An 11,183-nucleotide genomic window follows, 5' to 3' on the forward strand; every position below is an offset into this window, starting at 1 on the left:
CCGGCGGGCCCCCTCGTGCCCGCCGGACGTGCCGTACCCGATCAGGACGTTCCCCGATCCGGCGTCCCCGGCGTCCCCGACCGACACCAGCGGCTCCCCGACCCGCAGCGTCTCGCCCTCCGCACCGTGCCGGGTCAGCACCGTGCCCGCGTACGGCGACGGCACCTCGACCACGGCCTTCGCCGTCTCCACCTCGGCCACGGGCTGGTCGACGCCGACGGTGTCCCCGTCGGCCACCAGCCAGCGGACGAGCTCGGCCTCGGTCAGCCCCTCCCCCAGGTCGGGCAGGGTGAACACCTGCGCACTCACGCCGCGTCCTCCCAGCCGAGCGTGTCGACGGCGTCGAGCACCCGGTCCACCCCGGGCAGGTGGTGCTGCTCCAGCTTCGGCGGCGGGTAGGGCACGTCGAATCCGGTCACCCGGCGCACCGGCGCCTCGAGGTGGTGGAAGCACCGCTCGGAGATCCTGGCGGCGATCTCCGAGGCGACCGAGGCGAACCCCGGGGCCTCCGCGACGACGACCGCCCGCCCGGTCCGGCGGACCTGCGCGCAGACGGTCTCGTCGTCGAACGGCACGATCGACCGCAGGTCGACCACGCCCAGGTCACGGCCCTCGCGGGCGGCCTCCTCGGCGGCGGCGAGTGCGACCGGCACCGTCGGGCCGTAGACGATGAGCGTCGCGTCGACCCCGGGGCGGCGGACGACGGCACGTCCGATCGGCGGCACCGGGACGGTCGTGTCCACCTCCTCCTTCATGAAGTAGTGCTTCTTCGGCTCCAGGAAGACCACCGGGTCCGGGTACTCGATCGCCGCGCGGAGCAGGCCGTGGGCGTCGGCGTTCGTGGCCGGGGCGAGCACGGTCAGCCCGGCGGTGTGGGCGTAGTACGCCTCGGAGGAGTCGCAGTGGTGCTCGACGCCGCCGATCCCGCCGGCGTAGGGCACCCGGATGACCATCGGCAGCCGCATCCGGCCCGAGGTGCGGTTGCCGAACTTCGCGACGTGGCTGGCGATCTGCTCGAACGCCGGGTAGGCGAACGCGTCGAACTGCATCTCGACGACGGGCCGCAGCCCGTTCATCGCCATCCCCACCGCCGTGCCGACGATGCCGGACTCGGCGAGCGGGGTGTCGAAGCAGCGGTGCTCGCCGAACTCGGCGGTGAGCCTGTCGGTGACCCGGAAGACCCCGCCGAGCGGACCGACGTCCTCCCCGAACACGACGACGGTCGGGTCGGCGGCCATCGCCTCGCGCAGCGCCGTGTTGATCGACTGCGCCATGGTGAGCTTCACGGGGCCGGTCTTCACGGCGTGACCTCCAGCTCGGCGCGCAGCTGGGCGCGCTGCTCGCGCAGCTGCGGGGTGGGGTGGGCGTAGACGTGGGCGAACAGGTCCTCGGGGTCCACCGGGGACTCGGCCGCGATGCCGGCGCGCAGGGCGGCGGCCATCCGCTCGGCGTCGTCGGTGAGCGCGCGCTCGGCGTCGTCGTCGAGCAGGCCGTCGGCGCGCAGCCGGGCGCGCAGACGCACCAGCGGGTCGCGGCCTGCCCAGGAGGCGACCTCGCTCTCGTCGCGGTAGCGGCCCGCGTCGTCGGCGTTGGTGTGGGCCTCCATGCGGTAGGTGTCGGCCTCCACCAGCGTCGGGCCGCCACCGGAGCGGGCCAGGGAGACGGCGCCGTCGAGCACGGTGAGCAGCGCGGGGAGGTCGTTGCCGTCGACCCGCACACCGGGCATGCCGTAGCCGACCGCCTTGTCCGCGAGGTCGGCGGCTGCGCTCTGCCGATGCAGCGGCACCGAGATCGCGTACTTGTTGTTCTGCACGAGGAACACCACCGGCGCCCGGAACACCGCGGCGAAGTTCAGCGCCTCGTGGAAGTCGCCCTCGCTGGTCGCGCCATCGCCGCAGAGCGCCAGGACGGCGTCGGGCTCGCCCTTGAGCCGCGCGGCGTGGGCGACGCCGACGGCGTGCAGCAGCTGTGTGGCGAGCGGGGTCGCCTGCGGGGCGACGCGGTGGCCGGCGACGTCGTAGCCGCAGTGCCGGTCCCCCCGCAGCATCGTGAGCACCTCCACCGGGTCGACACCGCGCGCGACGATCGCTGCGGTGTCGCGGTAGGTCGGGAAGAGCCAGTCGTCGTCGCCCAGCACCATCGCCGCGGCCACCTGGCAGGCCTCCTGGCCGCGCGAGGACGGGTACACGGCCAGACGCCCCTGCCGGACCAGCGCGCCGGCCTGCTCGTTGAGCCGCCGGGCGTGCACCAGGCCGCGGTAGCCGTCGAGCAGCCGGTCCGGCGGCGGGAGCTGAGCGCCGGGCACCGTGGTGCCGTCCGGTTCCAGCAGGCGGACGGTCTCGCGCCGGTCGTCCACGATGACTCCCCTCCGTGCGGACACAGTGCCTCGAGAATGGCGCATGATCCGTACGATCGGCTCGGAAAGCGGAGATGCCGAGACGATCGGCCCGCAGCGCGGCACCGCTCCGGACGAGTGGTCCGGGTCACCGGTGCCCGGCGGGGCGCGGCGAGACGAACGGAGGGGCCGGTGCTCGACGACATCGACCGGCGGATGGTCGCGGAGCTGCAGCGCGACGGCAGGCTGACCGGGCGCGCGCTGGCCGAGCGCCTGACGATCTCGCGGGCGAACGCCTACGCCCGCCTCGCCCGGCTCGTCGACGATCGCGTGGTCACCGGGTTCACCGCGCTCGTCGACCCGGACAAGGTGGGGCTGCACACCTCGGCGTACGTGACGCTGACAGTGCGCCAGAACAGCTGGCGCGAGCTGCGCGAACAGCTGCGCGCGATCCCCGAGGTCCGGCACATGGCGCTGGTCGGCGGGGACTTCGACGTACTGCTGCTGGTGCGCACCACCGGCAACGACGCGCTGCGCAGCGTCGTGCTCGAACGCCTGCAGGCGCTGCCGGCCGTGGTGTCGACCCGGACGATCCTGATCTTCGAGGACGAGTCCCGCTAGCCGCGGGCGGGTGCGCCCTCGGCCCAGGCGGTGTCCAGAACCTCGCGCAGCGCCTCGATCGGCTGGGCGCCCGCGACGCCGTAGCGGTCGTCGATCACCAGGAACGGCACCGAGGTGATGCCCAGGCGGCGGGCCAGGTCCTCGTCGGCGCGGACGTCGTCGAGGTGGCGGTCGGAGCCGAGCACCGCGCGGACGCCGTCCTCGTCGAGCCCGGCGCCGACGGCGATCCGGACCAGCGCCTCCGGGTCACCGATCGGCTCGCCGTCGGTGAACGAGGCCCGCAGCAGCCGGCCCTTCAGCTCGTCCTGCACCGTGGCGCCGCCGGTCTCCCAGGCGTGGTGCAGCAGCCGGTGGGCGTCGGCGGTGTTGCCGTGGCGGGCCCGGTCGAAGCGGAACTCCAACCCGTCCGCGGCCGCGGTGGCGGTGACCTGGCCCTCCATCCGGCGGGCCGCCGCGACGCTCACGCCGTACTTGGCCGCCAGGTGCTCGGCCCGGTCACCGGGCTGCTCGCGCGGCGCGGCCGGATCGAGCTCGAAGCTGCGCCACCGCAGCGTCACCGCGTCGCGGTGTGCGAAACCGGACAACGCCGCCTGCAGACGCGCCCGCCCGATTGCGCACCACGGGCAGACGACGTCGGACCAGATCTCGAGCTTCACGACCGGTCGCAACCCGCGCGCGACCCACGGCATTCCCCGCCGAGGAGGTCAGCTCCTCGGCTCCCGGTGGTCCTTGAGCCGCTGCAGCTTCCCGACCGAGCGCTCCAGGGTGTCGGGGTCCACGACGTCGCAGGTCACGGAGATACCGACGGTCTCCTTCACCGCGCGCACGAGCTCCGCGGCGGCCGGGTCGCGGCGGTCGGCGGGCGTGTCGCCGCGGGCCTCCACGCGCACGGTCATCGCGTCGAGCCTGCCCTGGGTGGTCAGCTCCAGCTGGAAGTGCGGCGCGAGCCCGGGCGTGCGGAGCACGATCTCCTCGATCTGGGTCGGGAAGACGTTCACCCCGCGCAGGATGATCATGTCGTCGGACCGGCCGGTGATCTTGGCCATCCGCCGCATCTGCGGCCGCGCGGTACCCGGGAGCAATGTCGTGAGGTCGCGGGTGCGGTAGCGGATGATCGGCAGCCCCTCCTTGGTGAGGCTGGTGAACAGCAACTCGCCCTCGGAGCCGTCGGGCAGCGGGGTGCCGTCGAGCGGGTCGACGACCTCGGGCAGGAAGTGGTCCTCCCAGATGTGCAGACCGTCCTTGGTCTCCACGCACTCCTGTGACACGCCGGGTCCCATGACCTCGGACAGCCCGTAGATGTCGACGGCGTGGATGCCGGCCCGCTCCTCGATCTCGGCGCGCATCTGCTCGGTCCAGGGCTCGGCACCGAAGATCCCGACCTGCAGGCTCGTCGACCGGGGGTCGACACCCTGGCGCTCGAACTCGTCGAGCAGGGTGAGCATGTAGCTCGGGGTCAGCATGATGACCTCGGGCTCGAAGTCGCCGATGAGCTGCACCTGGCGCGGGGTCATCCCGCCGGAGACGGGGATGACGGTCGCGCCCAGCTTCTCCGCGCCGTAGTGCGCGCCGAGCCCACCGGTGAACAGGCCGTACCCGTAGGCGACGTGGACGCGGTGGCCGGGGCGCCCGCCCGCGGCCCGGATCGACCGGGCGACGAGCCCGGCCCACCGGTCGAGGTCACCCGCGGTGTAGCCGACGACGGTCGGGCGCCCCGTCGTGCCCGACGACGCGTGGATCCGCGCGATCCGCTCACGCGGCACCGCGAACATGCCGAACGGGTAGGTCTCCCGCAGGTCGGCCTTGGTCGTCGTCGGGAACTTCGCGATGTCGGCGAGCTCGCGGCAGTCGGCGGGGCGCACGCCGTGCTCGTCGAACCTCGCGCGGTAGTGCGGCACGTTGTCGTAGGCGTGCCGCAGCGACCACTGCAGACGCTCGAGCTGCAGCGCACGCAGCTCGTCGACCGACATCCGCTCGGCGGGGTCCAGCAGCTCGGCCGGGGGCGCGTGACCGAGGCGCCTCGTCGCCGCCGTCATCACGCGTCCTTCTTCGCGACGAGGGTGAGCACGTCGTAGCGGGCGACGGACTCGCCGTCCTGCCGCGTGACGTCGGCGTCCCAGCGGACCTCGCCGTAGCCGGCGGACTCGCGCGGGGTGAGCTGCTTGCAGGTCAGGGTCACGGTCAGCTCGTCGTCGAAGCGGACCGGGGTGAGGAACCGCAGCCCGTCGACGCCGAAGTTCGCGAGCACCGGGCCCGGGTCCGGGTCGACGAACAGGCCGGCGGCCAGCGAGACGACCAGGTAGCCGTGCGCGACGCGCTGCCCGAACAGCGGGTTCGCCGCGGCGGCGGCCTCGTCCATGTGCGCGTAGAACGTGTCGCCGGTGAACTCGGCGAAGTGCTCCACGTCCTCCCGGGTCACCCGGCGCGGACCGGCGACCAGGCAGTCGCCGGGGCGCAGCTCCTCGAGATGCCTGCGGAACGGGTGCACGTCGGTGGTGTGGCGCTGCGCACCGGTGACCCAGCGGCCGGTGATCGCGGCGAGCGAGTCGGGGTCGGCCTGGACCGCGGTGCGCTGCATGTGGTGGAACACCCCGCGCACGCCGCCCATCTCCTCACCGCCGCCGGCGCGGCCCGGGCCGCCGTGGACGAGCTGCGGCAGCGGCGACCCGTGCCCGGTGGACTCGCCCGCGTCGCGGGCGTTGAGCACGTGCACACGGCCGTGGAACGGCGCGATACCGAGCACGACCTCGCGGACGAACCCGGGGTCGGCGGAGACGACGGACCCGGCGAGCGAGCCCCGGCCGCGGGCGGCGTAGTCGATCAACTGCGCAGGAGTGTCGTAGGGCAGCACGGTCGACACCGGGCCGAACGCCTCGACCTCGTGCGGCTCGGCGCGGTCCGGGTCACCGACCAGCAGCAGCGGGGAGACGAACGCGCCACGGTCGGCGTCGGCGCCGGTCACCTCGACGTGGTCGGGGTCGCCGAACACGATCCGGCCGGCATCGCGCAGGGCCTTCACGCTGCGGCGGACCTCCTCGCGCTGGTCGAGGCTCGCGAGCGCCCCCATCCGGACGCCCTCGGCGCCGGGGGCGCCGACCACGACCCTCGCGAGCCGCGCGGTGACGGCCTCGACGACGGCGTCGACGTGTGCGCGCGGCACGAAGGCGCGCCGGATCGCGGTGCACTTCTGCCCGGCCTTGACCGTCATCTCGGTGGTCAGGGCCTTCACGAAGAGGTCGAACTCCTCGGTGCCGGGCGTCGCGTCCGGGCCGAGCGCAGCCAGGTTCAGCGAGTCGGCCTCGGCGGAGAACCGCACGGAGTTCCGGACGATCCCGGGGTGGCTGCGCAGGGTCTGCGCGGTCGACGCCGAGCCGGTGAAGCTCACCAGGTCCTGTCCGGTGAGGTGGTCGAAGCAGTCCCCCAACGACCCGGCGACGAACTGGACCGCGCCGTCGGGCAGCAGACCCGAGTCCACGATCAGCTCGACCAGCCTCGCGGTCAGGAACGCGGTCGGCGACGCCGGCTTGATCAGCGTGGGGACACCGGCGAGGAACGCCGGGGCGAGCTTCTCCAGCGGCCCCCAGACCGGGAAGTTGAACGCGTTGACCTGCACCGCGACTCCGTGACGCGGGGTCAGCACGTGCTGGCCGAGGAAGCTGCCGCCGCGGCTCAGCGGCTCGACCGCGCCCTCGACGAACACGGTGTCGTTGGGCAGCTCACGCTTGGCCTTCGAGGCGTAGGCGAGCAGGACCCCGATGCCGCCGTCGATGTCGAACGTCGAGTCGCCGAGGGTCGCCCCCGTGCGCGCGGAGACGGCGTAGAGCTCCTCACGGTGCTCGCGCAGGTGCCCGCCGAGTGCCTTCAGCAGCGCGGCGCGCTGGTGGAAGGTCAGCTCGCGCAGGGCCGGGCCACCGTTGCGGCGACCGTGGGCCAGGGCCGCGCCGAGGTCCAGGCCCTCGGCGGAGACACGGGCGACCTCCTCGCCGGTCACCGCGTCGTACAGCGGGCGGCCCTCGCCGCTCCCGGTCTGCCAGGTACCGGAGAGGTGACTGCGGAGCAGGGTCATCGGCGAGCCTCCGTCGCGCTTCGTCGTCGCGGGTCAGCAATTGAACCGACCGTTCGTTCGGGCGAACCTAGCACCGGTCCACGGAACCGCACCAGGGTCCGTCCGGACGCCGGCAGGACGGGGAGACCGATCGTTCGGTCGGCCGCTAGGCTCACCGGATGTCCTCCCCCGCCACCGGCACCGATCCCGCCGTCCTCGTGACCCGCGACGAGACCGACCCGTCGGTCGCAGTGGTCACGCTGAACCGCCCCGCGAAGTACAACGCGCTCACCGTCGAGCTCAAGGAGGCGCTGCTCGCGGCGGCCGTGGAGGTCGCCGCGGACGAGACGGTGCGTGCCGTCGTGCTGACCGGGGCCGGGAAGGCGTTCTGCGTCGGCCAGGACCTGGGCGAGCACGCCGCGGCGCTCGAGGCCGACCCCGTCGACGCCCTGGGCACCGTCCGCCGGCACTACAACCCGTTGATCCGCGCGCTCAACGAAGCGCCCAAGCCGGTGATCGCCGCGATCAACGGACCGTGCGTGGGCGCCGGGCTCGGCATCGCGCTGGCCGCCGACCTGAGGATCGCTGCGGAGGGCCTGAAGTTCTCCACCGCGTTCACCGGCATCGGACTGTCCACCGACAGCGGCCTCGCGGCGTCGCTCGCGCACGCCGTCGGCGTCTCCCGGGCGACCGAACTGGTGCTGCTGAACGAACAGTTCACCGCCGAGGACGCCCGCAACTGGGGCCTGGTGCGCGACGTCGTCCCGGCCGATGAGGTCCTCGGCACCGCACTGGAGCTCGCGCGCCGGCTGGCCGCCGGACCCACCCGCGCCTACGCCGAGGTGAAGGGCGCGCTGCGCTTCGGCGCGGTCAACGAGCTCCCCGCCGTCCTGGAGTACGAGGCCGACGCCCAGGTCCGGCTGTCGACCACGCGCGACCACCAGCAGGCCGTGAGCGACTTCCTCGCGAAGAAGAAGCCCGTCTTCGAGGGCCGATGAGCTCGCCGGTCAAGCGGGCCCGGCGGCCCAGCGGCGGCCGCGACGCGCTGCTCGAGACCGCGGTCGGGGAGTTCATCGACCGCGGCTACGACGCGACGTCGATGGAGGACCTCTCGCGGGCCGCCGGGATCACGAAGTCGTCGTTCTACCACCACTTCGCGGGCAAGGAGGCGCTGCTGCGCGCGGCGCTGGAACGCGCCGTCGACGGGCTGTTCGGCGTGCTCGACCTCCCCGAGGCCCGCACCGGCTCCCCCGCCGACCGGCTGCGGGTGATCGTCGCCGCGCAGGTCGGGGTGCTGATGGCCGAGCTGCCGTACGTCACCCTGCTGCTCCGGGTGCGCGGCAACACCGAGACCGAGCGCTGGGCACTGGAACGCCGCCGTGCGTTCGACGCGGCCGTGCGCGCCCTGGTCCGCGACGCCGTCGACGCCGGCGAGGTCCGCTCCGACGTCGACCCCGCCCTGGCCGCACGGCTGCTGTCCGGCACGATCAACTCGATCGTCGAGTGGTACCGCCCCGGCCGCCCCGGGACCGCCACCCTGCCCGAGGACGTCGTCCGCGCCGCCTTCTCCGGCATCGTCCCGGCCCCGTGACCGACGTCCGGGTCCGCGTCCGCCCCGAGGTCGACGACGTCGCGCTCTCCGCGCTGCACGCCGCCGGGTTCGACGAGACCCCACGCCTGCGACGCTGGTCCGCCCAGCTCGCCGCACACAGCCTGAGCTGGCTCGACGCCCGCGACGGCGAGGCGCTCGCCGGGTTCGTCAACCTCGCCTGGGACGGCGACCGGCACGCGTTCCTGCTCGACCTCGTCGTCGCCGACGGGTACCGCCGCCGCGGGATCGGCCGGGCGCTGGTCGCCGGGGCCGTGGAGCAGGCCACCGCGGCGGGCTGCACCTGGCTGCACGTGGACTTCGCCCCCCACCTGGCCCCCTTCTACCGCTCCTGCGCCCTCCCACCCACCGACGCCGGCCTGCTCCGCCTGCACCGCTGAGTCACGCCGAGCGTGACGAACCGGTGCCCGGCACCACGGCTTCGCGACGCTCGAGGTGTGCCCGGACGGAGAGGGCGAGGGACTCCGGGTACAGGAGGACGTCGACGGCGGAGGGGCGCAGGATCGTCCAGCCCGCGCGGGACAGGTACTGCTGACGCTCCAGGTCCTTGCGGGCCTGCGCCGGATCGCGGTGGTGCTCGCCGTCGTACTCGATCCCGAGTCGTACGTGTGGGTAGGAGAGGTCGATCCGGTAGGGGCCGACGGGGTGCTGCAGCACCGGTGGCGGCAGCCCGCCGTCGTGCAGCGCCAGCCGGACGCGGGTCTCCATCGGTGACCCGGCGAGCGGATCCGACAGCGCGACGAGGCCGGGGAGCCGCCGGATCCCGCGCGCGCCCGGACGCCGCCCGGCGAGGTCGAGCACCGAGGTCGGAGTGAAGCCACCGACCCGGGCCAGGGCGTCGAGAGCGATCACGGCCTCCACCCGCGGCACCCGGCGGGCCAGGTCGAAGGCGGTGCGCAGCGGCGTGGTGGCGGTGACCGTCCGGCCGGGTACGAACCTCGGTCGGCGGCCTCCGGGGACCGGGATCCGTACCCCCGGCACCAGCTCGTCCGGCGCGAGCAGGCCGCGGTGGACGAGCACGCCGCCGCGGATCCGCCGGCTGCCACCCGGCGCCACGATCTCGACCGGGACATCCTTCGGAGCGCACCGGGCGTCGTGCACCTCCGCCGCCGCCCAGCCCGCGAGCGCGACGGAACCGCCGCCGGGCACGGGGGCCCCCGTGACGGCGAGCGCTCCGACCGCCAGGGCCGCGGCCTCGCACCGCAACAGGTAGGTCACCGGCACCTCGGCGCGGACGTGCACGCCGCGCACCAGACGCCGGAAGCGCGGGCCGCGCAGCTGGTTCGGGGTGACCAGCCCGGCACGGACCGCCGTCGCACCGCAGAAGGGCCGCGAAAGATCCATGCGCCTTGGACGACACCGGCGGCTCAGCGGTTCCCCTCATCGCCGAGCGTCGCGTACGCGTGGTCGTGACCACCGGAACGCGACACCCGATGCCGGGGTTGCGGGACCCCCCGCTCATCCGCCACACTCGTAGCCGAACGAACATTCGGTACGGAGGTGTCCAGTGACGAGCACCGCGCCATCCCCGGCGGAGCTGGAGGAGCGGTTCGACGCGACGATCGCGGCGGACCAGCGGATCGAGCCGCGGGACTGGATGCCCGAGGCCTACCGCAGGAGCCTGATCCGGCAGATCGCCCAGCACGCGCACTCGGAGATCATCGGGATGCAGCCGGAGGGCAACTGGCTGCTGCGTGCGCCGTCGCTGCGGCGCAGGGCGATCCTGCTGGCCAAGGTGCAGGACGAGGCCGGCCACGGCATGTACCTCTACGCGGCCGCGGAGACCCTCGGCGTCGACCGCGAGGAGCTCACCGAGAAGCTGATCGACTCCAAGCAGAAGTACAGCTCGATCTTCAACTACCCGACGCTGTCCTGGGCGGACATCGGCGTCATCGGGTGGCTGGTCGACGGCGCGGCGATCGCGAACCAGGTCCCGCTGTGCCGCTGCTCCTACGGGCCCTACGCCCGGGCGATGATCCGCATCTGCAAGGAGGAGTCGTTCCACCAGCGTCAGGGCTACGAGTCGCTGCTCGCGCTGACCGCGGGGACCGAGGCGCAGAAGCGCATGGTGCAGGAGTCGGTGGACCGCTGGTGGTGGCCGTCGCTGATGATGTTCGGCCCGGCCGACGGCGACTCCCCCAACACGCACCAGTCGATGGCGTGGGGCATCAAGCGCCACACCAACGACGAGCTGCGCCAGCGCTTCGTCGACATGACCGTCCCGCAGGCGGCGGTGCTGGGCGTCACGCTGCCCGACCCGGACCTGCGCTGGAACGACGAGCGGCAGGCGCACGACTTCGGCGAACCGGACTGGTCGGAGTTCACCGCCGTGGTCTCCGGGGCGGGGCCGGCGAACCGGCAGCGGCTGGACCACCGGCGTCGCGCGCACGAGAACGGGGCGTGGGTGCGCGAGGCGGCGCAGGCCTACGCGGAGAAGCAGGGGGCACGGGCATGAGATGCCCTGTGTCAACCCGCCGCTTGTTGATCTTCGAGGAGGCGTTGGAGGGCGCGGTGTCGGGTGGGGTCGTAGGCGAGGTTGTCCTGCCAGCAGTGCCAGATGACGAACAGCCAGG

The 11,183-nt window shown here is 73.6% G+C and carries 12 protein-coding genes; 5 read left to right on the forward strand and 7 right to left on the reverse strand.

Annotated elements, in window-relative coordinates; all coding sequences use genetic code 11:
• The 3 genes from NH602_RS21790 to pdhA form a co-directional block, all read right to left on the reverse strand.
• Window positions 1-309 (reverse strand): biotin/lipoyl-containing protein (locus NH602_RS21790; protein ID WP_308292872.1); only part of this gene is annotated, 309 nt, incomplete at its 3' end.
• Complete coding sequence (locus NH602_RS21795; protein WP_253068777.1) at window positions 306-1,274, reverse strand: alpha-ketoacid dehydrogenase subunit beta; 969 nt, start codon at window positions 1,272-1,274, stop codon at window positions 306-308. The genes NH602_RS21790 and NH602_RS21795, both read right to left, overlap by 4 nt.
• Before the next feature lie 23 nt (window positions 1,275-1,297).
• Window positions 1,298-2,356, reverse strand: a complete 1,059-nt coding sequence (gene pdhA, locus NH602_RS21800; RefSeq protein ID WP_374210243.1) for a pyruvate dehydrogenase (acetyl-transferring) E1 component subunit alpha — start codon at window positions 2,354-2,356, stop codon at window positions 1,298-1,300.
• Between the two features lie 195 nt (window positions 2,357-2,551).
• Between pdhA and NH602_RS21805 the strand changes: the two genes are divergently transcribed.
• Window positions 2,552-2,956, forward strand: coding sequence for an Lrp/AsnC family transcriptional regulator (locus tag NH602_RS21805; protein WP_246353855.1), 405 nt, complete (start codon window positions 2,552-2,554; stop codon window positions 2,954-2,956).
• Here NH602_RS21805 and NH602_RS21810 read toward each other — a convergent pair.
• From NH602_RS21810 to paaZ, 3 genes are read right to left on the reverse strand one after another with little or no spacing between them, the layout of a single operon-like run.
• Entirely contained in the window at window positions 2,953-3,612 is a 660-nt protein-coding gene (locus NH602_RS21810) for a DsbA family oxidoreductase (protein WP_218899359.1), read from the reverse strand. The genes NH602_RS21805 and NH602_RS21810 overlap by 4 nt on opposite strands.
• Before the next feature lie 48 nt (window positions 3,613-3,660).
• Window positions 3,661-4,992 carry a phenylacetate--CoA ligase PaaK gene (gene paaK, locus NH602_RS21815; protein WP_253068775.1) on the reverse strand — a complete coding sequence of 444 codons (1,332 nt, stop codon included), beginning with the start codon at window positions 4,990-4,992 and terminating at the stop codon, window positions 3,661-3,663.
• On the reverse strand, window positions 4,992-7,022 hold the full coding sequence (gene paaZ, locus NH602_RS21820; RefSeq protein ID WP_179762139.1) for a phenylacetic acid degradation bifunctional protein PaaZ: 2,031 nt from the start codon (window positions 7,020-7,022) through the stop codon (window positions 4,992-4,994). The genes paaK and paaZ overlap by 1 nt, the downstream gene beginning before the upstream one ends.
• A gap of 158 nt (window positions 7,023-7,180) precedes the next feature.
• Here paaZ and NH602_RS21825 point away from each other — a divergent pair, with 158 nt between their 5' ends.
• The 3 genes from NH602_RS21825 to NH602_RS21835 are packed head-to-tail and all read left to right on the forward strand — an operon-like array spanning window position 7,181 to window position 8,990.
• The gene (locus NH602_RS21825) at window positions 7,181-7,999 is read left to right on the forward strand and encodes an enoyl-CoA hydratase/isomerase family protein (RefSeq protein ID WP_100878396.1); all 819 of its coding nucleotides are present in this window, start codon (window positions 7,181-7,183) and stop codon (window positions 7,997-7,999) included.
• Window positions 7,996-8,592, forward strand: coding sequence for a TetR/AcrR family transcriptional regulator (locus tag NH602_RS21830; RefSeq protein ID WP_073577395.1), 597 nt, complete (start codon window positions 7,996-7,998; stop codon window positions 8,590-8,592). Before NH602_RS21825 ends, NH602_RS21830 begins: the two co-directional genes overlap by 4 nt.
• Entirely contained in the window at window positions 8,589-8,990 is a 402-nt protein-coding gene (locus tag NH602_RS21835) for a GNAT family N-acetyltransferase (protein ID WP_253068776.1), read from the forward strand. The genes NH602_RS21830 and NH602_RS21835 overlap by 4 nt, the downstream gene beginning before the upstream one ends.
• 1 nt (window position 8,991) lies before the next feature.
• Here the strand turns inward: NH602_RS21835 and NH602_RS21840 are convergent, their stop codons facing one another.
• Complete coding sequence (locus NH602_RS21840) at window positions 8,992-9,954, reverse strand: DUF559 domain-containing protein (RefSeq protein WP_073577393.1); 963 nt, start codon at window positions 9,952-9,954, stop codon at window positions 8,992-8,994.
• Between the two features lie 163 nt (window positions 9,955-10,117).
• Between NH602_RS21840 and paaA the strand changes: the two genes are divergently transcribed.
• Entirely contained in the window at window positions 10,118-11,065 is a 948-nt protein-coding gene (gene paaA / locus NH602_RS21845; RefSeq protein WP_073577392.1) for a 1,2-phenylacetyl-CoA epoxidase subunit PaaA, read from the forward strand.
• Window positions 11,066-11,183: the final 118 nt, after the last annotated feature.

Source organism: Pseudonocardia sp. McavD-2-B (assembly GCF_024124365.1).
In the GTDB taxonomy this organism is placed as follows: domain Bacteria; phylum Actinomycetota; class Actinomycetes; order Mycobacteriales; family Pseudonocardiaceae; genus Pseudonocardia; species Pseudonocardia alni.